Source organism: Streptomyces caniferus, from assembly GCF_009811555.1.
Taxonomy (GTDB): Bacteria; Actinomycetota; Actinomycetes; order Streptomycetales; family Streptomycetaceae; genus Streptomyces; species Streptomyces caniferus.
In genome coordinates this window covers 273,014-299,787 of the sequence record NZ_BLIN01000001.1, presented here as the reverse complement: position 1 = coordinate 299,787, position 26,774 = coordinate 273,014, and the positions used below count along the sequence as shown (strand labels likewise).

Here is a 26,774-nt window from a genome sequence, read left to right as displayed (position 1 = left end):
GCAGACAGCCGCATTGCCGGGAGAGGCAGTTGATGACGGACCACCACACGGCAGGAGCGGCGGCGGCCGCCCCGCAGGGAGCGATACCCCCTCCTGAGGGAGCGGCATGCCGGGGCGCCGCCGACGGCAGGTTTCTTTGCCCGGCTCCGCCGCGAGCGGCCGTATCGCGGCGGGCCGGTGCCTGACGCGTGAACGAGGATCGAGGCCGGGCAGCGGCGGACGGTACGGCGAGCGAGGGCTATCTCCCCATTGCGGAACACGGGCTGATCGGCGACCTGCGCACGGCCGCACTGGTCGGGACCGACGGCCGGATCAACTGGTTCTGCGCCCCGCGCTTCGATTCGCCCAGTATCTTCGGCGCGTTGCTCGACGCTCGCGACGGCGGACACTGGCACCTCAGCCCCGTCGGGGACGTGGCCACACGGCAGCAGTACTACTTCCCCGACACCAATATTCTGATGACGCGGATGCTGACCGAGAACGGCATCGTCGAGATCCAGGACTTCATGCCGATACGGGCCGAGGGAGACCGGGACCATCGGCAGCGGCTGGTGCGGCGGGTGGTCAGCGTACGGGGCAGCGCGCGTATCCGGACGGTCATCGCACCGCGGATGAATTACGGCCGCGACCCGCACAAGGTGGAGCCCCAGCCGCACGGTGTGCGTTTTACGAGTGAGGCGCTGGACATCTCGCTCCAGGCGAGCGTGGTCCTCCACGCCGAGGACCAGGACGCGGTCGGCGAATTCGACCTGACAGAAGGCCAGTCGGTCCTCTTCGTGCTGGAGTCCACCGCACCCACCCGTGCCGAGCCGTCCGTCGATCTGGTCGACGCACAGGCCGCCGAGGAACTGTTCGGCGCCACCGTACGGTTCTGGCGCCAGTGGCTGAGCCAGTCCACTTACACCGGCCGCTGGCGCGAAATGGTGCACCGTTCCGCGCTGACCCTCAAACTCCTGACCCACGAGCCCACGGGCGCCATTGTCGCCGCACCGACCCTCGGGCTTCCCGAACAGGTCGGTGGTGAACGGAATTGGGACTATCGCTACGTCTGGATCCGCGACGCCGCCTTTTCCCTCCACGCCCTGCTGCGCCTGGGCTTCACCCGCGAGGCGCAGGCCTTCATCAGCTGGCTGACCGACTGCCTGCGCGGTGCGCGCGACGGTGACCACGTTCCGCTCCGCGTGCTGTATTCCATCGACGGCAGTGCGGAGCTGCCCGAGCAGGTCCTCGACCACTGGGAGGGCTACCGGGGTTCCGCCCCGGTCCGGGTGGGCAACGGCGCCGCCGACCAGCTCCAGCTGGACATCTACGGCGAACTCTTCGACGCCATATATCTGTTCAACAAACACGGCGACGGTATTTCCCACGAGAGCTGGATGGACCTGTGCACCATCCTCGACTGGCTGCTGGAGCACTGGGACAGCCCCGACGCGGGTATCTGGGAGACCCGTGCCGGACAGCAGCGCCACACCTATTCACGGGTGATGTGCTGGGTAGCGGTGGAACGCATGATCAGAATGGCCCGCCAACGCGGCCTGCCGGGTGATCTGGGGCGCTGGATGGCGGAGCGCGACAAGATCTACCACCAGATCATGGAGCAAGGCTGGAGCGCACAGGACCAGACCTTCGTCCAACGCCTCAGCGGCGACCCGGAGGAGCCGCCGGAGAGCATTCTGGACGCCTCGCTCCTGGTGATGCCGATGGTCAAATTCCTGTCGCCCAAGGACCCGAGATTCCGCTCCACCGTGGACGCGATCGGCGCGAGTCTCGTGACGGACAGCCTGGTCTTCCGCTATGACCCGAAGCTGTCCCCCGACGGTCTGGACGGCACCGAGGGGACCTTCTCGATCTGCTCGTTCTGGTGGGTCGAGGCGCTCGCCCGCACCGGTCAGGTGGACGCGGCCAGAGTGGCGTTGGAGAAGATGTTCACCTACGCCAATCACCTCGGTCTGTATGCGGAGCAGATAGGGATGACGGGCGAACATCTGGGGAATTTCCCGCAGGCATTCACCCACCTCGCACTGATCAGCGCAGCGACCAGCCTGGACGGATTCATGGGCTGAGCGGTCCCGGTAAACGCGGGCCCGTGGCCGGCCCTGTCGGCCTGGTCCGCGAGGAGAGAATGCCGCCCGTTACCGACCATGATCAGGCGCGAATACCGGTCTCGATCCAGGGCAGGCGGTGTGTGACGGAGCAGGAAACACCTCGCGGTCGGCGGAAGAATGCCGATCGTCGGCTCCGTCATGGGCATACTTGCTGTCGTCGCCTCGAAAGTCGTTCTCGGTCTGCATTCGCCGTCCAGGGCTGTTCGTCCGGACCGAGAACGCGGTGTCGGTAGTTTCACGACACCCCGACATTCCGAGTGAAGCGCTGTCCAGCCTAAGAGAACCGAAGGGCAGGAAGACTGTGGCTGAATTTCTTACCGACATCACAACCCTCCGCGAGCGCGCCCGCCGCGAGATGGACAAGGGGCCGGTCACGGAAGCCTACGGGGCCGATGTGGGACGCGTCCTGCAGGTGCTCAACGAGGCGCTGGCCACAGAAATCGTGTGCACCCTGCGGTACAAGCGGCACTACTACACGGCATCCGGTCTCTATTCGGAACCGGTCGCCGCGGAGTTCCTGGAGCACGCCGCGGAGGAACAGGAGCACGCCGACAAACTGGCGCAACGCATTGTTCAGCTCGGCGGTGAGCCCGACTTCAACCCGGACACGCTGACCTCGCGTGCGCACGCCCAATACGACGCCAGTTCCGACCTCATCGACATGATCAAGGAAGACCTGGTGGCCGAGCGGGTGGCCATCGCCTCGTACACCGAGATCGCGAAATGGCTGGGCGACGGCGATCCGACCACGCGGCGCGTCTTCGAGGACCTGCTCGCGCAGGAAGAGGAGCACGCGGACGATATGCGAGGACTGCTGGAGCGCATTCCGCAGGAGAAGAAGCGCGATTGACGCGGGCCGCGGCACGTGGCCCGACGACGGCGGCCGACGGCGTCACCCCTAGCGCCCGGGGGTGCCGCCATCGGCCGCCGTCGGCCTGCGCGGGCTCGGTGGAAGGGCGTTCAGCCCTCCAGGGCGCTGGGCACGTTGTCCGCAAGCGTGAAGTATGCGTCGGTGCCGGTGACATCGAAGAGCCGGCGGATGACGTCGTGGAACGGGCCGGCGAGGATCAGCTCGCGCTCCTGCCGGTCGTGGGCCCGCTGGGCGGTGAGCAGCACATGCAGCACCGTGGAGTCGGCGAAGTCGGCCAGGGACAGATCGAGGACGGTACGTGGAGCGCCGGAGTCCTTCGCCAGCGCGCAGGCCTCTTCCAGGAGAGGGGCGCTGTCGTGATCGAGGGACCCGCTGACGCGGACGACGAAGACCTCGTCCTCGACCGCATGAGTCACCACGGCCGGTGTATGAACGTACATGGACGCCAGCATGCCATGGGTTCCCGGCACAGCATCAGACCGTCTCCTGTTCGGCCGATCGATGGACCCGGTGACCCTCGAAGACCGCCGAAGCAGTCGAAGACCTTCCCCCGGACGGCGCACGCCGCAGTCGTCGAGGCACCTCCCGGCGCCGCGCCGGAACCCCGCCCGAGAGGTGTGACGCGGCGCCGGCCGTGCTCCGGCTCATCGACTCGGGAATTGCGCGAATGGCCTTCTCCGGTACCCCGGCTGCGCCACTCAGCGGGGTGATTGTGCGGCCCGTATGCATAGCGGGCGCGGCCCCGGGCAATGGGCGTGCTCACACGACCTGAATTCCGGAGGTGAACCATGAACGCGGTTTTCGAGGACGTATCGGACGCAAAACTGCAGGAGGTCCATGACGGGCCGTCACCGCGCGCCGGAGAATCTTCCACCACGCTTCCTCGTATCGAGGATGCCGGGAGCGTCGCTCCCCATGACGCCAAGGCCCTGTCGCCGCTCTTCTTCGAACGGCTCGGGGAACTCCACGAAGGCACTCCCGAGTACCAGTACGCACGGAACACGCTCATCGAGATGAACCTGTCCTTGGTGCGCTACGTGGCCTCCCGTTACAGAAGCCACAGTGACCACATGGAGGACATCGTCCAGGTCGGCACGATCGGCCTGATCAAGGCCATCGACCGGTTCGACCGGACCCGCCGGACGGAGTTCGCGGCCTTCGCCATCCCGCACATCCTCGGGGAGATCAAGCGGTACTTCCGCGACACCAGCTGGGCCGTCCATGTGCCCCGGCGTCTGCAGGAACTCCGCGCCGAACTGGCCCTGGCGACGGAACAGCTGTCCACCCTCCTGGACCGGCAGCCCACCGTCAAAGAGCTGGCCGAGCACATGCAGCTCACCGAGGAGGAGGTCATCGAAGGCCTGGTGGCCGCCAACGGCTACGCGGCCGTCTCCTTGAACGTGTCCTGCGACAGTGAGACGGCGGCGGGCGGCGGGCCGACCTTCGCCGACGTCCTCGCCGCGACCGACCCCGCCACGGAGCGCATCGAGGACCGGTGCACCCTGGCCTCGCTCCTGAAGCTGCTCAGCGACCGCGACCGCCTCATCATCCAGCTGCGCTTCGGCCAGGAGATGACACAGGCGCAGATCGGTGCCGTACTCGGCGTGTCCCAGATGCACGTCTCACGCCTGCTCGCCCGCATCATCAAGCAGCTCCGCAGAGGAATGCTCAGCCAGAAGTGATGCCGGTGCGGCCCGATTTCGCATCCGGCACCCAAGGGAGAACGACCTCGGACATGCGGGAGGGGCCACAGCCCACAAGCTGTGGCCCCTCCCGCACGAGGTACGGCCGGTCATTCCTTGAAAGCGTCCTTGGCTTTCTCCTTCGCCCCGCGGAGATCGCCCTTGGATTCCTTCGCGGAGCCCTCGGCGGTCGCGCTCTCGTTCCCGACCGCTCGACCCGCTTCCTTCTTGACCTTTCCGATGGTCTGCTCGGCGATGGCCTTGACCTTTTCGCTGGCACTCATGGTGCGGTCCTTCCGTTGGCGGCATTTTCCGCGTGCCCCCGCAGTGCGCCGTCAAACGACGGAAGGGGGAGCGGAAGCGGCCCGGAACGCCCACCGCGATGGAGGTGAGTCCCCTGCGGGGCAGTGCACGCTCCGGGCCGCGTTTCGACGTGTGCCCCTGGACGGGGTGCTGATGCCCAGGGGCCACGGAGCGGCCCGACTTCGCGCTCCCCTGAAGATCGATTCCGATTCGTAGGCATGGTGGTGTGAGTCCGGGGTAGGCGCCCGCTGCAGCGTCCGCGGGTGCCGGGCGCGCGGGAAGGCGAGATGACCACCATCGTGAGCGAGACCACAACCGAGCAGCGGTACGCCGACACGGACTCCGTACTGCCGGAGGTGACGCAACCACAGAAGGTGGCCCCGCGCGATGCGAAGGAGTTGTCGAAGCAGTTCTTCGAGCGGCTCCAGGTCCTCGAGGAGGGCACGCACGAGTACCAGTACGCGCGCAACACCCTCATCGAGATGAACATGTCGATGGTGCGCTACGTCGCCCGCCGCTACCGCAACCGCGGCGACGACATGGAAGACGTCATCCAGGTGGGCACGATCGGCCTGATCAAGGCCATCGACCGCTTCGAGCTCTCGCGCGAGGTGGAGTTCTCCACCTTCGCAGTCCCCTACATCCTCGGGGAGATCAAGCGGTTCTTCCGCGACACCGGATGGGCCGTCCACGTGCCCCGCCGGCTCCAGGAGCTGCGCAGCGACCTGGCCAAGGCCAAGGAGCACCTCGCCGCCTCTCTCGACCGCGACCCCACGGTCCGCGAACTGGCCGACCACCTCAACCTGTCCGAGGAAGAGATCATCGAGGGCATCGTCGCTGCCAACGGCTACACCGCCGGCTCGCTCGACACCCCCGCCGACCCGGACCCGTCGGAGCAGCGCCGCACCCTCGTCGACGTCCTGGGCGAGAACGACCCGGCTCTGGAGACCGTCGAGGACCTGCATGTGCTGGCTCCGCTGCTCGACACGCTCGATGCACGCGAGCGCCGGCTGATCGAGCTGCGCTTCGGTCAGGAGATGACCCAGTCGCAGATCGGTGCCGAGCTGGGCGTCTCCCAGATGCACGTCTCCCGGCTGCTCACCCGCACGTTGGGCAAGCTCCGCGCCGGGATGTTCACCGAACGGTGAGTCCCTCGCCCGCCGCCTCCGGGGCAGTGCCCCAGCAGTCGTCATAAGGAGCCGCCGCGCTTCTCCCGTCGGTGCCGTCACCAGCCGTGTCCGCTGGTGACGGCACCGACGTTTTCCTGCCCGGGCCCCTTCCCCCGCCCGTACGGCGAATTCAGGCCTGCGGTGTGTAGGCAGGCGTCGAGCGGGCAACCGCAGCGAGGAATCGCTTCACCTGCTGAAAGGACCGGACGATGCTGATGGCCCACCCTGCGATGCTGCTGGAACTCGTCGAGAAGTACGAGGCGTTGGAGCTGCTGCATGCTCGCCAGGGCAAGGCCGAGGTGCGCCGGAGGATGGACGACGTCGCCTACACCCTGTGCGTCTCCACCGGCACCCGCGATGTGGACGCGGCGCTGGCCGCCGCCCGCCATCGGCTGCCGGGAGCCCAGGTGAAGGACGCCTCGCTCCTCGCGGGCTGACCGCCCGATCGGTCCGGGGTACCGCACCGCCGGCGTGCTCCCCGGAAGCAGGTCAGTCCCGCAGGTGGGTGGGGAGCGAGGCGCTCACCTCGTACCAGCCGTCCTCCCGCGGCCCGATCCGCACGCTGCCGCCGAGGGAGGACGCGCGCTCCCGCATGCCCAGCACCCCGTGGCCCGTGCTCGGCCGGCGCTTCACCTCCGCGGACGCCGGACTGTTGGCGACGCGTATGCCGATGGCGGACCGACCGTGGGATATCTCCAGTTCGACGCGGCAGCCGGGGGAGTGCCGCAGCGCATTGCTCAGGGCCTCCTGCACGATCCGGAAGGCCGACAGTTCGACGCGCTGGGGCAGCGGCCGGGGCGTGCCGTCCACGGACCAGTCGATCCGCAGGCCCGCCGAACGGACGTTGGCCACCAGCTCCTCGACGTTGTCGAGGGTGGGCTGTGGTGTATAGCGGTTGTCCGGGATCTCTTCCTCCGACCGCAGCATGCCCAGGATGTGCCGTAGCTCGGTCAGGGCCGCCAGGGCGTTCTCCCGGATGCTGGTGAAACTGTCGCTGAGTTCCTGCGGAGGCTCGGCCACCCGGTAGGGCGCGGCTTCCGCCTGCACGGCAACCACGGACATGTGATGGGCGACGACATCATGCAGTTCCCGTGCGATGCGGGTGCGCTCCTCCAGCAGCGCCCGGCGGGAGCGTTCGAACTCGGTCAGCGCCTCCTGCCTGCGCAACTCCCGCCGGCCTTCCAGGCGTCCGCGGACGGCTGCGACGACCGCCAGCGTGAACGCGGAGAGCAGCCCCCACGGCAGAAGGCCGTTGAGCTCGACCGGGGGCGACAGGACGACGGTCAGGATCCCGCCGACGAGCAGGGTGATCCCCCACTGCGTGAAGTACACCCGCGGCCTGAGCCGGCAGGCGACGATCAGGGTGACGAAGAGGTGCGCCATCAGCCCCGGTGCCGTCCAGGGCCACGGCCCCGCGTCGTTCAGCGACTCGCCGGTGAGGGGCCCGCCGATCGCGTACGGCAGGGCCGCGATCAGGGACAGCCACCAGGCGGCCACCGGCCGGTAGAGGGCCAGTACCAGGGCCGGTGCCTGGGCCCATGCGGTGAGCGCCGCCAGAGTCCGCAGCGGACCGGACTGCCCTTCGGTGATCAGGGTGCCCGAGATGGCCAGATCCAGGGCGACGAGGGTTGCGAGGGCGAACGGCAGATGCCGCAGCACACGGCCCTTGGGCCGGGGCGCGGGCGACATCGCCCCGTCCCGGAAAGGGGAGAGGTCGCGGCGCAGGGCCCGTACCGCGGTCAGGAGTTGCCGCGCGGGGAAGGGGCGCCGCCCCGACCGCGACGAGGCGGTGAGGTAGTCCGGAGTCACGCGGCCATCGTACGGAGCGACCGTCGGCGCGCAGGCGGATCCCGGAAGCGGAAGCCGGGAGCGGGCGGTAGGCCCGGCGTGATCCGTCATACCTGAGAGCTATGCACCGAGTACCTGAGAGCTACGCACCAATTGGCTCTGGAGCGTGATGTTGTTTCGGGCTGCGAAATCTAGCGTTGTCCTCGGCCGCGCAAGGAACGGGGGAAACGGGGGAACGGCGGCCATGCGCGATGCGAGGCGGGAGGAGGGGAGCTCCATCCCCTCCTCCCGGCTTTCACGTGCGCATGCGGCGACACCGCCGGCCCGACACGGGGCGGGCCGGCGGCTCCGCGCCTGGTCGTGCCCGACTCCGTCCACGGTCGTTTCGCGTGCGGTGCGGCGCAGCGCACCGCGGACCGGAGCACATGCCGCCCCCTTCGCCTGTGCACAGCGCATGACATTCCCCGCCCGACCGCCTGCTCCTTCCTGTCGTCCCCCTGACATCAGTTCCGTTCGCAGCAATACGCCCCACCGGGTGGAGGAAAAGTGGAATCCATAACCGTCGAGCACATCAGCAGCCTGTACGCGAAGTACCAGGACGACCTGCGGGTGGTGCGTGACGCCCAGCGGAAGTTCCTCCGGGACCGGGGCAAGTCGATGAAGGCGCAGCTCGACGACTACGAGGCGGAGATGACGTATCTGCTCCTCCGCGACCTGCGTCCCGAGGTCGTGGTGGAGGTCGGGACCTTCTACGGCTGGTCGACGATGTGGATCCTGAGCGCGCTCCGCGACAACGGGACCGGGCATCTGCACTCGTTCGACATCGTCGACAACGTCGTACGCAATGTGCCGCGCGAACTCTCCGCCGATCGCTGGACGTTCACCAAGGGGGACATCCAGCAGCACCCGGAGAAGATTCCGGCCGAGACGGACTACCTCTTCATCGACGCGGACCACGGGGCGCGCTTTGCCCACTGGTACATCGAGAACCTGTTCTCCGCCGTTCCGCCGCGGACGCCCACGAGCGTTCACGACGTCTTCCACGGCCGGCGCCCCAAGCCGTTCAGCGAAGGGTCGGTCATCGTGAAGTGGCTGGCCGAGCAGAACATCGAGTTCTTCACGCCGTCCACGGCGAAGGCGCCCGAAGTGACGCAGCAGCTTGCCCTGGTCAAGAAGGACTTGGGCCTCGACGAGCCGGTCAGGGACAGCGACCACAACCCGATGATCTTCTTCACGCTGCCCTAGGGCTTGTCTGCTCGGCTCGCGCTTCTTCAGGGGCCCGCGACGGACCGTCGCGTCGGCCCCTGGCTGCGCGGGAAAGAGAAATGCGTTGCGCCATCCATGAACCGCACATTTAGCTTGAGGTGACGACAGCCTCGACGTTCAGAAGGGGAGACGGTGCAGCCGGCGTTATTCGCCAAGGGTGGCGAGAGGGCGAGCCGCAGGCCGCTCAATGCCCACGCCACCTGGTGGCCGCTGGTCCGAAGACAGGTCACGCCCCAGCGCTGAGCCCTGCCTTTTCCGGCGCGGCTCCGGCCAACGTGTCTGCACACCGTTCCTTCGGATACGTCCCTCATGAGGCCATGACTCCACCGAGATCTCTGCCTGCCCTGCTGGTGCTGACACTGATCGGCACCGTCATCGAAATTGATATGTCCGTGCCCAGCTTTCCGGACATCGCACAGGACCTGGGCGCCGCCGGCTCCTCCGTACAGCTGACGATCACCTGCAACTTCATCGGTGCCTGCTGTTCGCGGCCTACATGGTCTTCATCGCGGCCGGCTCGTTCCTCTATACCGGGACCTTCGGCCTGACCCCGGTCGGGTTCGCCGGGCATCTGCTGATCATCGTGGCCTCGTTCGCCGTGACCAGCCTGTTCGCAGCGAAGCTCATCGGTGTCCTGGGCGGCCCGGAACGCACGGTGGCCCTCGGCATCGTCGCCACGGTCGTCGGTACCGGCCTGTTCCTCGTGGCCGGCCGGGGACCGTGGCCGACCACCGGCTCGCTCGCCCTCTTCTGCGTCGGCTTCGCCGCGCTCTACCCGATCGTCTTCGGGCGGTCCATGGGGCGGTATCCGGAGCTCCAGGGGGCCGCGGCCTCGCTGACCATGAGCGGACGGGCGCTGCTGGTGGCGCTGTTCACCGGTGTGGCGGGCCGCCTGCTCACCGGCAACTCCTCGGTGACCGCCGGGGTGATGGCCGTCGCCGTGGCTCTCGCCGCCCTGCTGGCCCTCGTCAAGACCGGGCCGGACCGGGCGCGGACGGCGGCGGAGGGGACGCCGGCCGAGGCGGCGGCAGAGGCCGACTGAGTCTCGGCCGCTGACGGAACCTCCCCGTTCGCGGAACGTCCCTCCGGCGCGTGTGCGGTGGCGGCTCCGGCCGCCACCGCATCGGTCCCGACACCCCCTAGGTGCCCGCATCGCCGCGGACCCTCCGATTTCGCTCTTCGTCCGATTTATGCCTTGCCGTCCGCTCCGGCACCCCGCACTGTCATGGGGTCAACCACCGGATCCGGCCAAGGTCTCACGATGAATGAGCACAGCACCGCGATACGCACCGAACTCGAACGCTTCATCCAGACCCGGGAGTTCAGCTGCCTGGGCGCACGCGCCGCGCTGAAACGCCGCTCCCTCACCCACCGGCACTATCGAAGACTGGGCGACGAGGCGTCGGCGGAGGAGAACCACCGCGACCTCGTGGAGTATGTCGACACCGTCCGTCCCCTGCTGTCCGACCAGAGCTTCCGCACCTTTGTCGCGACGTTCGACGAGCCCGCAACGGTCGACGAACACGCCTACGAGGAGCTTCTCTGGAGGCATCTGCAACTGATGCACGACCTCGACAGCCGGACCTTCGGCCTGGACCGGGGCGCGTCCTCGGACCCCGAGCGGGCCAACTTCGGATTCCACACGGGCGGGCACGCCTTCTTCGTCGTGGGCATGCACCCCGGCTCGTCCCGGGCGAGCCGTCGCTTCATGACGTCGGCCATCGCCTTCAACTCCCTGGCACAGTTCATGCTCCTCGGCGAGAACTTCTACTCGATGCAGGGCGCGATCCGCAGGCGTGAGGCCAAGAACAACGGCTCCGTCAATCCGAGTTTCACCGAGTACGAATACGAGCAGCCCGCACGGCACTTCTCGGGCCGGTTCACCGAAGAGGACTGGAAGTGCCCTTATACCTCGCGGCACGAACCGGCTACCGAGGACTTCACCGAGGGACTCCTCCAGCACAAGCGGTGAGCCCGCGCCTCACCGCCACTCTCCGGCCGGGCAGCCCGGCCACCGCGCGCACGGCCCGTAGACAGGCACGGGTGGGCCGCGATCGAGGCCGGGTGACCGGAAGCGCGCCACCCGGCCCGGCGAGGGGGACATGCCGCTGACGGCGTAATGGCCGGGTCGGGCCGTCCGGCCGCGTCAGGCTGTGCTTTCTTGATCGCGGCCGCGTCGGGAGCCCGGGTGGACAGGTGGGGTGAGCGGATCCTTCCGCGGATCGGTCGGGACCGCCTGCCGGGCGTCGGCCGCCGGGGCGGGAGACGCGCGGAAATCGTCGACCACAGCGGCCTCGCGGTGCCGCGTCCCCCCGCGTGGATGCGCTGGCTGCCGGTCGGCTACATCGCGTTCGTGATGCTGCTGGAGACCGTCACCCCCACGCCTTGGGCGGTGAGCTTCCTGCTCATCGCGCTGCCGGTGATCGCCGCATACGCCCTCGGCCCGGTGAGCGTCGCGGTGTTCACGGTCGTGGCGGTCACGCTGGAAGGGGTGGTGGCCGGCACGCCCTGTTGCACCGGCCACAACATCCACGAGCTATGGGAGAACCACCACGTCGCCGCCTATATCGCCACCGGCCTGGTCGGCGTCCTCGGCATGGCGCTGGCCGCCCACCGACGGCGCCAGGAACAGCACCTGGTACGGGCCAACTCGGTGGCCGAGGTCCTGATGCGCACCCTGCTGCGCCCGGTGCCGCGCCAGGTCGGGCGGGTGCTCGCCGCCGGTCTCTACCGTTCCGGCGAGGTCGGCACCATGGTCGGCGGCGACCTCTACGACATCCGCGCCACCCCGTCCGGTGAGCGCGCCATCATCGGCGACGTCCGGGGCAAGGGGCTGCAGGCCGTCCGCACGGTCGCCGACATCCTCGGCAGCTTCCGCGAGGCCGTCCACGACCCCGGGGACCTGCCGGCCGTGGCCGCCCGTATGGAACGGCGTCTGAACCGCGAGGCCGAAGAGCTCCCCGACGACGAGCTGTTCGTCACCGCCGTCCTGGTCGAATACGACGCCCCGGCCCGGCGCGTGACGATCGTCAACCACGGCCATATCGAGCCGGTCCTCATCTCCCGCGGCGAGGTGACGGCTCTCACCGGTCCGCCCGCCCTCCCGCTCGGCCTGGGCGCCCTGGCCGAGGAGGACCCCGTCGCCTACACCCACCGCTTCCACCGGGGCGACGTCCTGCTCCTCTGTACCGACGGCCTCATCGAGGCCCGTGATCACACCGGTGCGTTCTACCCGCTCCTCGACCGCCTCCACCACCGCTTCCACGGCGGACCCGCCCCGGGCCCCGACGACGTCATCGACTTCCTCAACACCGACCTGCCCCGCCACACCCGTCTCTTCCATGACGACGTCGCCCTCCTCGCCCTGGCACCCTGCGGCGACGGCGACGGCTCCGGCCACCGCGATCCGTAGCCGGTGCGGAGGAGCGGCGCGCGGGGCAGGCCCGCACGGCGTCGCCCCGGTAGTCCGCCCGGCCGGCTCAGTCCGTCTGGTGGGCCTTGCGCGCCGCGTCCACGAAGTCCTCCAGCGCCGCCCAGAAGGGGCGGTAGGCGGCATTGAAGGTGTCGCGGACTTCGGTGTCGCCGGGAAGGTCGTCCGTGAGGGCAGCGTAGAAGGGCCGGGTCGTCTTCTGGAGGGCGAGCGCCGCGGCGGCGGCCGAGGACGGGCCCTCCAGCTCGACGACCCGCGCACAGCGACGGATCTTCGCGTACTCGGCGACCTCGCGGTCCCGCAGCTCGTCGAGCGCGGCGGTACGGTCCTCGGAGCCCGGCATCCGCAGCGTCGCGGAGATCTCCCACAACAACTCGCCCATCCGGTGGGCCTGTTCGATCAGGTCCAGGTAGGCGGTGCGCCGGCTCTCCCGTAGCCGCTCGGCGCGCTGGGAGCGCGCGCCGATCTCGGCCTGGAGCCTGGCGGCCCGGGCGCTGCCCCGGCCGGTGACCCAACTGGAGAGCACGGCCGTGCCGCCGGTCACCGCCGCGATCGCCAGAGTCCACCACGTACTGTCGCCCACCCGGCGCACCTTACCGAGCCGCCTCGACGCACCCCGCGCCGGCCGCCGCTACGACGGGAACTCTCCCGGCGGCACCGTACTCGTACTGGCATTTCCGCCGATCACCTTGTTCAGGGTGAACGTCAGCACCGTGTACTGCGTGCCGCCCGCGACCCGCACCGTCCGGAAGGTCGCGCTGTCGTCGAACTTCTCGAAGCTGCAGGCGCGGGTGAAGGAGCTCTTCGCGTCGTTCCAGTCCTCGCCGGTGGTGAAGTACACCCTGTACGAGCCGCTGTTGACACTGCGAACGGTCGCCTGGGAGCCCTTGCGCACGTACACGGAGAACGCCGTCCGGCTCCCGCGGGTCAGCGTCACCACGGCATCGCCGGCGGTGCCGTTCTTGACGGTCAGCCGCCCCAGACCGCCCCGGCTGCCGTCGTGGACGAAGGAGCCGTTCGCGAGCCGCCGGTGCTTGGCCCGCTCCGTACGCGGCAGGCGCAGCGTGACGTCGTAACCGAGGGCGGTGAGGGCACGCCCGGCCTCCTTGATGCTCTGTGGGCTGTGGGCCGTACCGAGTGCGACGCGTGGTGAGGTGGCGCAGCGGCCGCCGCTGCCGCGGGCGCTCCTCAGGTCCTGCGCCAACGCACGCAGTGCGAGGGCGAGTTGACCGTTTCCGCTGAGGGCGTCGTCCGGCGTGGCGGCCGCTTGCAGGCTGCCGGCGGCGGTGTCCGCCTTGGCCGCTGCCGCATCGAGCGCCTTGTTGAGCGGCCCGCCGTCGTGCGCCCCGTCGACCGCGCGCAGTGCGCCGTTGAGCGGCCCGAGGGCGCTGGACAGTGCGCGCCGGTAGGTGGCCGGATCGACGCTCGGGGTCGGGCTGGGGGACGATGCCGAAGCGGCGGCCGAACTACTGGGTTCGTCTGCCGCGTCGCTGCTCTCTCCGCCCGGGGAACAGGCCGCCAGTGGCAGCGAGAGGGCGAGTGCTGCCGCGGTGCCGAGGGCGGCGAACCGGCCCTTGCCGCGCGGCCGACGGGCCGGGCGCAGCGCGTGCGTGGTGGTGGCGGTGCGGCGCCTGCCGTCCGGACGGGCCGCGTCCGTGTCCGTGCTCGCGTCCGCGTTTGTGCCCGATCCCGAGCCCGAGCCCGAGCCCGATCCCGAGCCCGAGCCCGAGCCCGAGCCCGTGCCCGTGCCCGCCGTTCTCCCGTTCGTCGCGCGCGCAGAGGTGTACCTCACGATGAGTCCCCCGATTCCCCCGGTATCACCCGACATCCGGCAACTGCCGAAAGAACCAGGCTTCTGCGCCCACAAGGGACTGTCAAGGCCGTTGTCCGGGGCGGCAGTTCCGCGGAAATCCCTCGGAATTCCTGCTTCCGCATAGGTGCGCGGTCACCTGGGCGTATGTAGAGTCCCCTGCCATGGCAGCGCTGAATGATCTTCTCCCTCAAGCGGCCGTACGCCTCGACGTCCGGGTGGCGGACTGGCGGGAAGCGATATGTGCGGCGGGTGGGCTGCTGGTGGAGACGGGCGCCGCCACCGACACCTACACCGCGGAGATGATCCGCAATGTCGAGGAGAACGGGCCGTACCTCGTCGTCGCGCCCGGCTTCGCGCTCGCCCACGCCCGCCCCTCACCCGCCGTGCTCCGGACCGGGATGTCCTGGGTCCGCCTGGAACAACCGGTGGAGTTCGGCCATGAGTCGAATGACCCGGTGCAGCTGGTGGTGGGACTTGCCGCCGAGGACTCCGGGGCGCATACAGCGGCGATGGCCGCACTCGCGCAACTGCTCGCCGACCCGGCGACGGCGCGGGCCCTGCAGGACGCGGCCGGTCCGGAGGCGCTGCATGCGGTGCTCGCCGGGCCGGAGGGGGAGCGGGAGCGCGAGGACCGGCCCCGGGACGAGGAGGCCGTACGCGAGCGGGCCGCATCCGACGAGCCCGCATCCGAACAGACCGCAACCGAGCAGGCCACAGCGGATGGGGGCGCAACGGATCAGGCCGCATCCGGGCAGCCCGGAAGTGCGCGGGCGGTGCACACGATCCTGACCGTGTGCGGCAACGGCGTGGGCACGAGCCTGTTCCTGAAGAACACGCTGGAGCAGGTGCTCGACCGCTGGGGCTGGTCCCGCCATGTGACGGTGGAGGCGACCGACACCATCTCGGCCAAGGGCAAGGCCTCCGAGGCCGTCGTGATCCTCACCTCCCGGGAGATCGCCAGGACGCTGGGCGATGTCGGCGTGCCGGTCCGGGTCGTCGAGGACTTCACCAGCGGTCCCGAGGTGGACCGCATCCTCCGCGACACCTATGACGTGTGAGTACGGCGACTGAGCACGGCGTCCGGGAACGACCGCCCGCCGACGACGCCGGAGATACGGCGTCCGGCCCATGCCGCCCAGGACGGATGGACCGGGGCGCGCCGTCCGGCACGCACCGTCCGCGCTACAGCACCTGGGCTACGACGTCGGGCTTACGGCGTGACACGTCACCCGGCACCCCTGACCTCTCCTACCCGACTCTCACCGTCGGCCTCCCGCATCCGACGTGCCCCACCTCGCCCTTCACGCCTGACACACGACGCTCCCCTTGACGGAAGCCGGGAGGACGGACGCCACCATGGACTGGCTCATATCCCTCGCCACGTTTCTCGTGAACGAGATCCTCAGCCAACCCGCGTATCTCATCGGCCTGATCACGGCGGCCGGTCTGCTCGCGCTGAAGAAGACCGCAGGTCAAGTGGCCGGCGGCGCCATCAAAGCGACGCTCGGCTTTTTGCTGATCGGCGCCGGGGCGCAGTTGGTGGTCAGCTCCCTCGCCCCGCTGGGCGGCATGATCCAGGGCGCCACCGGGGCGCATGGTGTGATCCCGACCAACGAGGCGATCGTCGGCATCGCCCAGGCCCGGTTCGGGGCGCGTGTCGCCTGGCTGATGATCCTCGGCTTCGCGGTCGCGCTGCTCCTGGCCCGCTTCACACCGCTGCGGTATGTGTTCCTGACCGGCCATCACATGCTGTTCATGGCCACCCTGCTGACCATGGTCCTGGCCACCTCGGGCCGCTCCGCGGTGAGCGTGGTGGTCGTCGGCGGACTGCTGCTGGGCATCCTGCTGGTGGCGATGCCGGCCTTCGCGCACCCCTGGACCAAGCGCATCACCGGTAACAACAGCATTGCCATCGGCCACTTCGGTACCGCCGGCTACATCGTCGCGGGCGCCGCCGGACAACTCGTCGGCAAGCGCAGCCGCAGCACCGAGGACATGAAGCTCCCCGAGGGCCTGCGCTTTCTGCGGGACTCGATGGTCGCCACGGCGCTGTCCATGGTGCTGATCTACGTCATCATGTCGCTGGTCTACCTGGCCCGGGCGGGCCGGGCGACGGCGTTCAAGGCGTTCGCGGCCGACGGCGGCAGCGCGGCCGGCGACCTCGGCAACTACGTCATGCAGTCCGTGATGCAGGGCCTGCAGTTCGGGATCGCGGTCGCGGTCATCCTCTTCGGCGTCCGTACGATCCTGGGCGAACTGGTCCCGGCGTTCCAGGGCATCGCCGGCAAGCTGGTCCCGGGCGCGGTGCCCTCCCTCGACGCCCCGATCGTCTTCCCGTACGCGCAGAACGCGGTGCTCATCGGCTTCCTCGCCAGTTTCACCGGCGGCCTGGTCAGCCTCGCCCTGCTGACCTGGGTGGGCCATCCGGCGCTCGGCCTCGCGCTGGTCCTGCCGGGGCTCGTACCGCACTTCTTCACGGGTGGCGCGGCCGGCGTGTACGGCAATGCCACCGGGGGACGGCGCGGTGCGGTCGTCGGTGCCTTCCTGAACGGTGTGCTGATCACGTTCCTGCCCGCGCTGCTGCTCAAGGTGCTCGGTGCGTTCGGCAAGGAGAACACCACGTTCGGCGATGCCGACTTCGGCTGGTTCGGCACCCTGCTCGGCAACGCCGCCAAGGCGGGTGCCACCGGCGGCATCCTCGCGATGCTGGCCCTCGGCGCCGTACTCCTGGGCGCGGCGATCCTCTTCCAGAAGCGTGTCGTGGACGCCGGCTGGGACCCGGGCGCCCGCCGCGACGCCGCCCTGCCGCGCACGGCGCCCGTGGCATCCGGCACGGCCCCGGCGCCGGACCGGGTCCATGCGAAGATCGCGCCGCCGGCGGGGGCGCCGACCCCGCCACCGCCACCCGAAGGGCGCTGAGCCGGTCCCCGGCGGCGCAGGCTCCCGCCCGCCCGCCCGCACGGCACGGCACGGAACGGCCCGGCTCCCGGCTGGGCCGTTCGATGCCCGTCCCGCGCGCGTCCGGGCCGCTGCCTCCTGCCCGGAGCTAAAATCCGGACATGGCTGCAGGGGAGTTCCCGACGCGCCGGACGAGGTGCCGACCGGCGGACGGCGGCTCATCCGCCACCGGCCGCGGGCCGGCCTGACCGCCGCCCGGCCCCGTGGTTGCTCACCCCCGCGGCCGGGGCGCGGCCGCGCGAGGGCGGGACCCGCCGCAGCGCCCTGGTACGCGAGCGGGCCGCGCGCCTGCCCGAGGCCGGCCAAGGGACGCCGACGGCGGCCCGCCCGGCCCCGCACGGTCGCGCCCACCGCCGGCACGAGGAAGCGGAGCGCGTATGACCTGCGAGGACGAAGGAAGGCCGGGGCGGATGTCCGGCGCGGTCGGACCGGCCGGCGAGCCGCACGCAACGGAAGCCGCGAGACCGGACGCGACCGATGGTGCCCCGGACGTGACCGCTCCCACCTCGGACATGACCACACTGAGCCGGGACGGGACCGCTCCTGGCCCGGACGTGACCGCGTCCCGCCCGGATATGACGGCTAACGGCCCGGACGCGACCGCACCCGACGCCGTGACCTGCCGGGCCCTGCGCTACGCCTTCGGTGAGACCAAGGCCGTGGACGGCGTCGACCTCTCCGTCCGCCCCGGCGAGGTCTTCGGCCTGCTCGGTCCCAACGGGGCGGGCAAGACCACCGCGATCCGCTGTATCACCACCCTCCTGCCCGTCCCGGCCGGCATGGTGCGGGTCTTCGGGCACGATGCGGCGAAGGAGCGGATGGCGGTGCGCCGGCTGCTGGGGTACGTACCGCAGCAGCTGTCCGCCGACGCCGGGCTGACCGGCCGCGAGAACGTCGCCCTGTTCGCTCGGGTCTTCGACGTCCCCCGCCGGGAACGCGCCGCACGCATCGCCCAGGCGCTGGAGGCGGTCGGCCTCACCGACGCGGCCGGCCGGCTCGCCAAGACGTACTCCGGCGGCATGATCCGCCGCCTCGAACTCGCTCAGGCGCTGGTCAGCGCGCCCCGGCTGCTGATGCTCGACGAGCCGACCATCGGCCTCGACCCGATCGCCCGTACCAGCGTCTGGGAGCACATCAACGCCGTACGGGCCGCCACCGGCATGACCGTCCTGGTGACCACGCACTACATGGACGAGGCCGACCAGTACTGCGACCGTCTCGCCCTGATGCACCACGGCCGCATCCGCGCCCTCGGCACCCCCGACGAGCTCCGGTCCGCCCTGCACGCCCGCCGCCGCGCGGCCGCGTCCACCGCCCCCACGGCACCGGACCCCGCGGCCACCGCCGCCCCCGCACCGGCCGATGCCCCCTCATCGCCCCCTTCGGCCGGACCGGCCGATGCCCCCTCCTCGTCCTCCTCTCCCTCGTCGGCCCCATCGCGCTCGTCCGACGCCGTGCCGACCCTGGAGGACGTCTTCCGGGACGTCGCCGGCAGCGGCCTCGACGAGCAGTCAGGAGACTTCCGCGATGTCCGAAGCACCCGCCGCACCGCGCACCGAGTCGGCTGAACCGGCCACCGGCCCCGGCGGCCTGGACCTGCTGCTGGTCCCGCCGCGGGCCCGCACCGGATGGCGGGTGCTGCCCGCCAGAGTCCTCGCGATGTGCGTGGTCGAACTGCAAAAGCTGCGCCACGACCGCACCGAGCTCTACACCCGCGCCGTCCAGCCCGCCCTGTGGCTCCTGGTCTTCGGCGAGACCTTCACCCGTATCAAGGCCATCCCGACCGGCGGCGTCCCGTACATCGACTATCTGGCGCCCGGCATCATCGCCCAGTCCACCATGTTCATCGCGATCTTCTACGGCATCATGATCATCTGGGAGCGGGACGCCGGCATCCTCACCAAACTGCTGGTCACGCCCACCCCGCGCTCGGCCCTGATCGCCGGAAAGGCCTTCGCCGCCGGGGTGAAGGCGCTGATCCAGGCCGTCGTGGTGATCGTCATCGCCGCACTGCTCGGCGTGGCCATGACCTGGAACCCCCTACGACTCCTCGGTGTCGTCGTCGCGGTGGTGCTCGGCTCCGCCTTCTTCTCCTGTCTGTCCATGACGATCGCCGGGATCGTGCTCACCCGCGACCGCCTCATGGGCATCGGGCAGGCCATCACCATGCCGCTCTTCTTCGCCTCCAACGCCCTCTACCCGGTGGCGATCATGCCCGGCTGGCTCCAGACGGTCAGCCGGATCAACCCCCTGAGCTACCAGGTCGATGCCCTCCGCGGTCTCCTCCTGGGCACCCACGCCCATCTGGCCCTGGACTACACCGTCCTGGTGGGCGCCGCCGTACTGGGCATCGCCGCGGCCTCCTCGCTTCTGGGCCGCCTGGCCCGCTGACACCACGTCACCCACCGGCTCCCGGCCGTCCCGCACCGACCCGAACTCGCCCCGTGGGCCCGGCGTTACACTCGCGCGGAATACGTTCCTGCGGTCGTACCGCCCTCCGGACAGGCAGAAACGGGAGTGATTTCTCGGCCGCCGACATTGCCTGCCGGCGGGCGACCGGCACATCACTCCCGCTTTCCGCCGGGGCGGTGCATCGTGTTCCTTTTGCCGAGGCGATGACGGTGGGTGCGATGATGGAAACGGCGGAGCGGACCAGGGGCACGTGGTTCACCCGAATATCCTCGGACCGCCAAGTCCCCCCTTTCGCAACCGCGTTCGGAAACCGCCTGCCCGGCCCACGGGCCATGGGCTGGACCGTCACCGCGGTATTTTTCGTGCTGTACACCATGGTGTCGGTGCTGCGCAACGACCGCATGCTCAACGCCGGCTACGACCTGGGGATATTCGAGCAGGCAATCCGCGCCTACGCGCACGGCCGGGCGCCGGTCGTGGAACTCAAAGGACCGGGATTCAATCTCCTCGGAGACCATTTCCACCCCATCCTGGCGCTCCTCGCCCCCCTTTACCGGCTCTTCCCCAGCGCCGTCACCCTGCTCGTGATGCAGGCCGCACTGATGGCACTGGCCTGTTTTCCGCTCACCCGCTGGGCACACCGGGCCGTCGGCCCGGTCACCGGCCTCGCGGTGGGCTGCGCACTGGGCGCCTCGTGGGGCCTGGTCGCGGGAGTCACCAAGGACTTCCACGAAATCTGCTTCGCGGTCCCGCTTCTCGCCTTCAGCGTGACCGCGCTCGGACAGCGGCACTGGTGGGCGGCGGCAGCGTGGGCACTGCCCCTGCTCCTGGTGAAAGAGGACCTCGGGCTCACGCTCGCCGCGATCGGTGCCTATATCGCCTGGCAGGGCGTGCGCGAGCGACGTGATCGGCCGGCGGAGCGGCGACGCTTCCCCCTCCTGCTCGGCGTCGCGGTCGCCATTCTCGGCGTGGCCGGCACGGCGGTGGAGATACTCGTCCTCCTGCCCGCCATGAACCCCCGCGGCGGCTTCGATTACTGGCACCAGATGCCGGGAGAAACGTCCTCCGCCGGCAGCCTCCCCGGTCTCGTGTCCATGGGTGTGCACCTGCTCTGGCCGCCGATGAAATGGCTGCTGCTGTTCATGCTCGCCGCGCCCACCGCATTCCTCGGCCTGCGTTCCCCTCTGACGCTGCTGTGCATACCCACCCTCGCGTGGCGACTGCTGGCCGGCAACGAGCACTACTGGCAGCCGAATTTCCATTACAACGCGATCCTGATGCCGCTCGTATTCGCCGGTCTCATCGATGTGCTCCACCGGCGGCCGGAGATCGTGCCGCCCCACCGGCGCCGTAAGGTCCTCGCCTTCTCCGCCGCCTTCACCGCCGTCACGGCCGCGGTCTACCCGCTCCACGACCTGGTCCTCCCCTCGGCCTGGCAGACCCCCGCCCATGTCCGCACGGCGGAAAGACTGTTGACGCGCATACCCGACGGCGACACCGTCGCCTCCTCGAACCGCCTGGCCCCGATGCTGACCGGACGCGCCACGGTCAGCCTGGTCTGCTTCGGCACCGGCCCCGATCCCGCCGCACCCACCGCGATCCCGGCCGATCCGCCCCGCTGGGTGGTCGCGGACCGAAACGACCCGACCGTCAAGACCCCCTGCCCACTGGCTCAGACCCACCGCATGCTGCGCCTCTACCGCGCCCATGGCTACGTCCAGGTCGCCGAGGAGGACGGCATCACCCTCCTGCGCAGGCCGTAACGCCCGCGCCGCCCCCTCCGCCCTCCCTACGGCTCCCTCTCCCGAGGAATTCCAGCCCCCAAGAATCGGGAACGGTCGTTCAGAGCCAGTCCCGCCGCTTGAAGATGAAGTACAGGCTCACGCACACGAGGGCCATCAGCCCGATCGCGACCGGATAGCCGAAGGTCCAGTGCAGTTCCGGAATATGGGCGAAGTTCATGCCGTAGATCGTGCCGACGAGTGTCGGGGCGAAGAGGATGGCGGCCCAGGAGGAGATCTTCTTGATCTCCTCGTTCTGTTCGAAGCCGGCCTCGGCCAGGGCCCGCATTTCGGCGTTCTGCTGCTGGTTCACCAGGGTCGCGTTGACGGCGAGGATGTCCTGCAGGGCCTGCCGGAAGCCGTCCACGCGTTCGGTGGTGTGCAGCGCGTGGTCGGCCACATCGCGCAGGTAGCGGCGCAGTTCCTCGTCGATGGCGTACTTCTCGAAGCCCGCGGTCAGGCTCTCCAGCATGCCGTTCAGCGGGCGGGTGGCGCGCTGGAACTCCACGACCTCGCGGGAGAGTTCGTAGATGCGCCGGGAGACGCGTGGGTCACCGCCGAAGACCTCGGTCTCGATCTCGTCGATGTCGTTCTGGACGCCGGCGACGACGGGCGCATAGCCGTCGACGACGGCGTCGAGGATGGCGTAGAGCACGGCTTCGGGGCCGCGTTTGAGGAGTTCGGGGGTGTCCTCCATGCGTGCGCGTACCGCCGAGAGGTCGGGGGCGCCGCCGTGTCGCACGGTGAGCACGAAGTCGCGGCCGACGAAGACATGCAGCTCCCCGAAATCGACCTCTTCGGGGTCGTCGAGGTAGCGCGCGGCGCGCAGGACGACGAAGAGGGTGCCGCCGTAGCGCTCCAGCTTGGGGCGCTGGTGGGCCTCCAGGGCGTCCTCGACGGCGAGGGGGTGGAGGTCGAATTCCGACGCCAGGGTGAGCAGTTCGTCGCGGCTGGGGCGGTGCAGGCCGATCCAGGCGAGGGTGCCGGAGGTGGCGCGCTGCTGCCGGAACGCCTCGGCGAGCGTGTCATGGGTGCTGACCCGGTGTCCGTCGCGGTAGAGAACGGCGTTGATGACGCTGCTGGTGGTTTCGGCCGGTGGCTCGGCCGCGTCGGACTCCTCCGTGGTCTCGGCGGGCGAGGGCCCGGCGGGACGCTTCTTGGCGGGCTTGCGCAGGCCGCGCAGACCGCGCGGCCGACGACCGGGAGGCTCAGAGCCCACGACAGCACCCACCTCCGTCACTGGGGATGAACAGGCACACAGAATCTCGACGGAGGATATCTGCCGGAGATGTCGGAACAGGTCAGCGGGCATGGTGCAGGATGGAACGGGGCGTGCGCGGCGTGTGTCGCGTCCGCCAAGGTTTGTATGTTTATCCCTAGAATTGTGCGATGCAGATACCGCAGACAGCCAGCGCGCTCCCAGGTGAGGTGATTCGGTGAACGGCCCCGATGCCACCGACGAGCAGTGGGAAGGGCTGGCCGAGGTCGTCCCGCTCCGCGGCAGCAGTGGATGGCCTTCCTGGCCCGATCACCGCGCCCTCCCCGAGGAGGAGCCGGCGCAGGAGGCGCGGCGGTTCATCGTCATCCGCGTCCAGATCTTCGCGGACGCCCGTGAGGTCGCCGAGTACCTGATGGCGCAGATCCCGGTCCTGCTGGACCTCACCAGCGCCGACGCCGATGTCGCCAAGCGCATCCTGGACTTCTCCAGCGGAGTCGTCTTCGGGCTCGGCAGCGGGATGCACCGCGTCGACACCAATGTCTTCCTGCTGGCGCCTCTTGGCACCGAGGTAGCGGAGGAGGCAGCCGGAACTGTCCCTCGTTAGTAGGAAGAGCTGTTGGGCGTAACGGTTCTCCGGCCGGGGCGCTGCATAGCGTCCCGGCATGAATCCCGACAGTGTGCGGCCGGCGGTCACGGAGTTACGACTGTCCGCCTTCAAGTCCCATCGCGGCGTCACCCTGCCGCTCACCCCCCTGACCCTGTTGAGCGGTGAGAGCGGAAGCGGCAAGTCCAGTGCGCTGCAGGCGTACGAGATCCTCGCCCGACTCGGCAGCGGAGAATCGCTGGCACGGGCGGTGGGCGAGGTCGCCGGCAGCCCGGCGGCCTGTGTGCCCGTCGGGGCGCGCCCCGACGAACAGGGACGGCGCGGGTTCCGCATCGGCTGCACGGTCGACGGCCCGGCCGGCCCCGTCGATCTCGATCTCGCCATCCAGGCCGAACCCGAACTGCGCATCGTCGGCGAGCGGTTGACCGGCGGCGGCGAGACGCTGCTGACCACCGCGCTCACCGACCCCACCCGCCCCGCGGTCCAGGCCGCCTGGCACACCGCGGGTGCGACTCCCGTGACCCGCGCTCCGCTGCCCGACGACCGGCTCGGCACCTCGCTGCTGCCGTTGCGTGTCGCGGGCAAGACGGCGGGACAGCGGCTGGTGCTCGCCGCGGCGGAACAGGTGGTGGTCGCGCTGCGGTCGGCGTTCGTGTGCGACCCGCGGCCGGAGGTCATGCGGGGTGTGGGGACGCGCGGTACGGGTGCGGCCGGCGACGGCGGACGGGGCGCGGACGGCGGGGGTGGTGCGGGGCGTGCTCCTGGGGCGCGCGGGGGCGGCCGAGGAAGCGGCTCGGGGGCCGGGCGCGGGAAACCGGTGAGCGGAGCGGGGAAAGCGCAAGGGCCCGGCGGAACCGGGAGTGTCGGAGGGGCTGCCGTGGCCTGGGGGGCGCGGGGCCGCAGGACGGGCGGTGGTGAGGCGGGCGGCTGGGGCCGTGAGGCGGGGGAGCCGCGCGACGAGGGACGGCTGCGGTCGGCCTGCGACAACCTGCCCACGGTGTTGCAGCGGACGAGCCTGGAGTGTGCGCGGCGGCATGCGGTGCTGGTCGCGGCGGTACGGGAGGCGTGTACCGGTCCCGTCGAGGGGCTGCGTGCGGTGCCGCGGCAGGCGGGCGGGGCGGGTGACGGGGCCGCCGACGCTCCTGCGGCGGTGGGGCGCGGCGGCTCTACGGGGACGCAAGGTGTGCCCGGGGCCGGTGGTGCGGCGGGTGTGCGCGCCGTCCTCGACCGGGGCGAGCTGGGGGAGCTGCCCGTCGAGCAGCTCGGCGACGGCGAGCTGCGGTTTCTCGCGCTGGCGCTGGTGCTGCTCACCGGGCCCGACGTGCTGGCCATGGACCCGGTGGGCGAGGTCCCGTCGGCCCATCAGCAGATGACGGTGATGGCGGACGGGATGGATCGCTGTATGGACCGCAGGCAGGCCCGCGAGCTGGTGTCGCTGGCCGTGCGGATGACCGAGCGCGGGCATGTGCGGCTGCTGGGGACGGTGCGGGATCCCTCGGTCGCCGACGGGCTGCCCGGCGTACAGGTGCTACACCTAGAGGCATGAGTGAGGATCTTCATGCGCTGCAGCGACGCCTGGCCGAGTTCGCGGCCGCGCGGGACTGGCAGCAGTACCACACGCCCAAGAACCTGGCCGCCGCGTTGAGCGTCGAGGCGGCCGAACTCGTCGAGATCTTCCAGTGGTTGACGCCGGAGGAGTCGGCGAAGGTGATGTCGGACCCGCGGAAGGCCGGCCGGGTCGAGGACGAGGTCGCGGACGTACTGGCGTATCTGCTGCAGTTCTGCGAGGCGCTGGGGATCGACGCGCTGGCGGCGCTCGCCGCGAAGATCGAGCGCAATGAGTCGCGGTTCCCGGCGGTGCGGTCGGCGCGGCCCGATCGTCCGCGGGAGGGGGAGGAGTAGCGGGGGCGGGGCGGGGGCCTGGGGCGTAGGGACGAGCTGGGCCGGCGGAGGGCGGTGGGGCGGGGGCGTTGGCCTCCGCCCCACCGGCGTTCGGGATTCTGGCGGTGCCGGGTTTTGGGCCCGGCTTTCGGCTCCGGGGCGTGGGCCCGGGTTCAGGGTCTGCGTTCAGGGCCCGGTTTGTGGGTCCCGCGTTGCGGGTTCCGGATTTCGGGGGATTTCGGGGCGGGCACAGGGTTCGGCCGGTTCGTCCTGCCGGCCCTCTGTCGGCGTCCTGCCCGTCTCCTCGCGGGGCGTGCCTTCCAGCGCCCTGTCCGTCTCCTTTCATCGGCGGCGCCTTCTGGGGTGCCCCCTTCGGGCGTTTCGGGTGACTTGTGCAGGGCGTGTGGAAGGTGGGGGAGCTGTGGCGTGAGGGGCGGGAGCGGGCCTGAGGTCACGCTTCGTCACTCTTTGGAGTCATGGATCTTTCCACATCGCCTTGCTTGTCCAGAGATTTGCGAATTCCTCTGGCTTTTTTGGGTGTTCACCCTCACTCTGGGTAGTGGGAAGAGTGCAGGGTGCACGCGAATGATGAGGAGAGGAGGGAGCGGATGGACGCGGTGCGGATCATCGCGGCAAGCCGGCGCGGTCTGGCCGAGGCGAACACGGTGCAGGGAGTGATCGCCGAGGCGTGGCAGGCGCAGGCCTTGGCGGAGGCGATCGGCAGCCATCTCGCGATATTCGGGCCGTACGAAGTGCGGTCCAGAGCCCGAGGGCTGGGCGACGCGGGCGGGCGGTTCAGCGGGGGACTGCTGTGCCAGGCGTCGGTCACTGGTGGGCTGCGGGCGGTTCAGCTGTCCGAAGTGCGGGACGTCAAAGAGGCTTTAAACGGCCTGTGCCGACTGCTGCGGGAAGTGTGCGAGGCGTTGGTGAGCGTGGTGCTGCTCGCTGACGAGGACGGGATGTACTGGACCTGTGTCGAGGCGATGGACACGGTCGACGAAGCGAGAGACCGCGTGGCCGGGATATTGGAGAAGCTGGAGGTGCGCGACCGGAATCCTGCCTGAAGCAAACAGTGCTGAGCCCGCCGCGTACGCGCGGTGTCCATGCCCCGAGCGGTGTCTCACCGCACGAGGGCGGGGGAACGCTGACGCTCGACCCGACACCAGCATCCTCGCGCATCTGCGCACCCACATCCGGAACCCCGCGCTCACCACCTCGACGTGCGCCCACACCGTCCATGTCGCCGCCCACGCGTCCTGGATGCCCTGCCATCCCCGTCACCCCGCTGTCCCGGTTGCCCCGGCGTCCGGGTCCCCCACCGTTCCGGGCGCGTACACCCTCCGGGTCCCCCACCGTTCCGGGCGCGTACACCCTCCGGGTCCCCCACCGTTCCGGGCGCGTACACCCTCCGGGTCCCCCACCGTTCCGGGCGCGTACACCCTCCCGGTCGCGCGTCTCATCGCCCTCGCCGCCACCCCTTGCCACCGCCCGT

24 protein-coding genes are annotated in these 26,774 nt (G+C 70.1%); 18 read left to right on the top strand and 6 right to left on the bottom strand.

Features of this window, described 5'->3' with window-relative positions:
- Window positions 1–188 precede the first annotated feature (188 nt).
- Both Scani_RS01245 and Scani_RS01240 read left to right on the top strand, forming a co-directional pair.
- Window positions 189–2,063: a glycoside hydrolase family 15 protein gene (locus Scani_RS01245; RefSeq protein ID WP_159469113.1), complete on the top strand. Its 1,875-nt coding sequence runs from the start codon at window positions 189–191 to the stop codon at window positions 2,061–2,063.
- 343 nt (window positions 2,064–2,406) lie between these two features.
- Entirely contained in the window at window positions 2,407–2,955 is a 549-nt protein-coding gene (locus Scani_RS01240) for a ferritin-like domain-containing protein (RefSeq protein ID WP_159469111.1), read from the top strand.
- A 110-nt stretch (window positions 2,956–3,065) separates the two neighbouring features.
- Here Scani_RS01240 and Scani_RS01235 read toward each other — a convergent pair whose 3' ends face one another.
- Complete coding sequence (locus Scani_RS01235; protein WP_159469109.1) at window positions 3,066–3,416, bottom strand: STAS domain-containing protein; 351 nt, start codon at window positions 3,414–3,416, stop codon at window positions 3,066–3,068.
- Window positions 3,417–3,764: 348 nt separating this feature from the next.
- Between Scani_RS01235 and Scani_RS01230 the strand changes: the two genes are divergently transcribed.
- Window positions 3,765–4,658 carry a SigB/SigF/SigG family RNA polymerase sigma factor gene (locus Scani_RS01230; RefSeq protein ID WP_159469107.1) on the top strand — a complete coding sequence of 298 codons (894 nt, stop codon included), beginning with the start codon at window positions 3,765–3,767 and terminating at the stop codon, window positions 4,656–4,658.
- Window positions 4,659–4,768: 110 nt separating this feature from the next.
- Here Scani_RS01230 and Scani_RS01225 read toward each other — a convergent pair whose 3' ends face one another.
- On the bottom strand, window positions 4,769–4,942 hold the full coding sequence (locus tag Scani_RS01225; RefSeq protein WP_159469106.1) for a CsbD family protein: 174 nt from the start codon (window positions 4,940–4,942) through the stop codon (window positions 4,769–4,771).
- Window positions 4,943–5,248: 306 nt separating this feature from the next.
- Here Scani_RS01225 and Scani_RS01220 point away from each other — a divergent pair, with 306 nt between their 5' ends.
- Both Scani_RS01220 and Scani_RS01215 read left to right on the top strand, forming a co-directional pair.
- Window positions 5,249–6,109, top strand: a complete 861-nt coding sequence (locus Scani_RS01220) for an RNA polymerase sigma factor SigF (RefSeq protein WP_159469104.1) — start codon at window positions 5,249–5,251, stop codon at window positions 6,107–6,109.
- A gap of 230 nt (window positions 6,110–6,339) precedes the next feature.
- Entirely contained in the window at window positions 6,340–6,567 is a 228-nt protein-coding gene (locus Scani_RS01215; protein WP_159469102.1) for a DUF5133 domain-containing protein, read from the top strand.
- Window positions 6,568–6,619: 52 nt separating this feature from the next.
- On the opposite strand, the gene Scani_RS01210 is transcribed toward Scani_RS01215, so the two are convergent.
- Window positions 6,620–7,939 carry a sensor histidine kinase gene (locus Scani_RS01210; protein ID WP_246295416.1) on the bottom strand — a complete coding sequence of 440 codons (1,320 nt, stop codon included), beginning with the start codon at window positions 7,937–7,939 and terminating at the stop codon, window positions 6,620–6,622.
- 525 nt (window positions 7,940–8,464) lie between these two features.
- On the opposite strand from Scani_RS01210, the gene Scani_RS01205 reads away from it, so the two are divergent.
- The 4 genes from Scani_RS01205 to Scani_RS01190 all read left to right on the top strand — a co-directional run bounded on the left by Scani_RS01205 (window position 8,465) and on the right by Scani_RS01190 (window position 12,596).
- On the top strand, window positions 8,465–9,163 hold the full coding sequence (locus Scani_RS01205) for a class I SAM-dependent methyltransferase (RefSeq protein WP_159469100.1): 699 nt from the start codon (window positions 8,465–8,467) through the stop codon (window positions 9,161–9,163).
- A 517-nt stretch (window positions 9,164–9,680) separates the two neighbouring features.
- The gene (locus Scani_RS01200; RefSeq protein ID WP_218039153.1) at window positions 9,681–10,226 is read left to right on the top strand and encodes an MFS transporter; all 546 of its coding nucleotides are present in this window, start codon (window positions 9,681–9,683) and stop codon (window positions 10,224–10,226) included.
- 219 nt (window positions 10,227–10,445) lie between these two features.
- Complete coding sequence (gene gntA / locus Scani_RS01195; RefSeq protein ID WP_159469097.1) at window positions 10,446–11,156, top strand: guanitoxin biosynthesis heme-dependent pre-guanitoxin N-hydroxylase GntA; 711 nt, start codon at window positions 10,446–10,448, stop codon at window positions 11,154–11,156.
- A gap of 216 nt (window positions 11,157–11,372) precedes the next feature.
- A complete protein-coding gene (locus Scani_RS01190) occupies window positions 11,373–12,596 on the top strand; it encodes a PP2C family protein-serine/threonine phosphatase (RefSeq protein ID WP_246295415.1) in 1,224 nt (407 codons plus the stop codon).
- A 67-nt stretch (window positions 12,597–12,663) separates the two neighbouring features.
- Here Scani_RS01190 and Scani_RS01185 read toward each other — a convergent pair whose 3' ends face one another.
- Both Scani_RS01185 and Scani_RS01180 read right to left on the bottom strand, forming a co-directional pair.
- The gene (locus tag Scani_RS01185; protein WP_159469095.1) at window positions 12,664–13,197 is read right to left on the bottom strand and encodes a hypothetical protein; all 534 of its coding nucleotides are present in this window, start codon (window positions 13,195–13,197) and stop codon (window positions 12,664–12,666) included.
- A 48-nt stretch (window positions 13,198–13,245) separates the two neighbouring features.
- Window positions 13,246–14,406, bottom strand: a complete 1,161-nt coding sequence (locus Scani_RS01180) for a hypothetical protein (RefSeq protein ID WP_159469093.1) — start codon at window positions 14,404–14,406, stop codon at window positions 13,246–13,248.
- A 182-nt stretch (window positions 14,407–14,588) separates the two neighbouring features.
- Here Scani_RS01180 and Scani_RS01175 point away from each other — a divergent pair, with 182 nt between their 5' ends.
- The 5 genes from Scani_RS01175 to Scani_RS01155 all read left to right on the top strand — a co-directional run bounded on the left by Scani_RS01175 (window position 14,589) and on the right by Scani_RS01155 (window position 21,560).
- Window positions 14,589–15,485: a PTS sugar transporter subunit IIAB gene (locus Scani_RS01175; RefSeq protein ID WP_159469091.1), complete on the top strand. Its 897-nt coding sequence runs from the start codon at window positions 14,589–14,591 to the stop codon at window positions 15,483–15,485.
- A 298-nt stretch (window positions 15,486–15,783) separates the two neighbouring features.
- Window positions 15,784–17,346 (top strand): PTS ascorbate transporter subunit IIC, encoded by a 1,563-nt coding sequence (gene ulaA, locus Scani_RS01170; protein ID WP_159469089.1) that lies wholly within the window; start codon window positions 15,784–15,786, stop codon window positions 17,344–17,346.
- 614 nt (window positions 17,347–17,960) lie between these two features.
- Window positions 17,961–18,953, top strand: coding sequence for an ATP-binding cassette domain-containing protein (locus Scani_RS01165; protein WP_159469369.1), 993 nt, complete (start codon window positions 17,961–17,963; stop codon window positions 18,951–18,953).
- The gene (locus tag Scani_RS01160) at window positions 18,913–19,776 is read left to right on the top strand and encodes an ABC transporter permease (RefSeq protein WP_159469087.1); all 864 of its coding nucleotides are present in this window, start codon (window positions 18,913–18,915) and stop codon (window positions 19,774–19,776) included. The genes Scani_RS01165 and Scani_RS01160 overlap by 41 nt, the downstream gene beginning before the upstream one ends.
- 353 nt (window positions 19,777–20,129) lie before the next feature.
- Entirely contained in the window at window positions 20,130–21,560 is a 1,431-nt protein-coding gene (locus Scani_RS01155) for a DUF2079 domain-containing protein (protein WP_246295414.1), read from the top strand.
- Between the two features lie 79 nt (window positions 21,561–21,639).
- Here Scani_RS01155 and Scani_RS01150 read toward each other — a convergent pair whose 3' ends face one another.
- The gene (locus Scani_RS01150; RefSeq protein ID WP_174872587.1) at window positions 21,640–22,797 is read right to left on the bottom strand and encodes a magnesium and cobalt transport protein CorA; all 1,158 of its coding nucleotides are present in this window, start codon (window positions 22,795–22,797) and stop codon (window positions 21,640–21,642) included.
- Between the two features lie 217 nt (window positions 22,798–23,014).
- Between Scani_RS01150 and Scani_RS01145 the strand changes: the two genes are divergently transcribed.
- The 4 genes from Scani_RS01145 (at window position 23,015) to Scani_RS01130 (ending at window position 26,346) form a co-directional block, all read left to right on the top strand.
- Entirely contained in the window at window positions 23,015–23,401 is a 387-nt protein-coding gene (locus Scani_RS01145; RefSeq protein WP_159469083.1) for a cell division protein SepF, read from the top strand.
- A gap of 58 nt (window positions 23,402–23,459) precedes the next feature.
- Window positions 23,460–24,947, top strand: coding sequence for a biotin transporter BioY (locus Scani_RS39850; RefSeq protein WP_167538009.1), 1,488 nt, complete (start codon window positions 23,460–23,462; stop codon window positions 24,945–24,947).
- A complete protein-coding gene (locus Scani_RS01135) occupies window positions 24,944–25,303 on the top strand; it encodes a nucleotide pyrophosphohydrolase (protein WP_159469081.1) in 360 nt (119 codons plus the stop codon). The genes Scani_RS39850 and Scani_RS01135 overlap by 4 nt, the downstream gene beginning before the upstream one ends.
- Before the next feature lie 587 nt (window positions 25,304–25,890).
- On the top strand, window positions 25,891–26,346 hold the full coding sequence (locus Scani_RS01130; RefSeq protein ID WP_159469078.1) for a DUF6099 family protein: 456 nt from the start codon (window positions 25,891–25,893) through the stop codon (window positions 26,344–26,346).
- Window positions 26,347–26,774 lie beyond the last annotated feature (428 nt).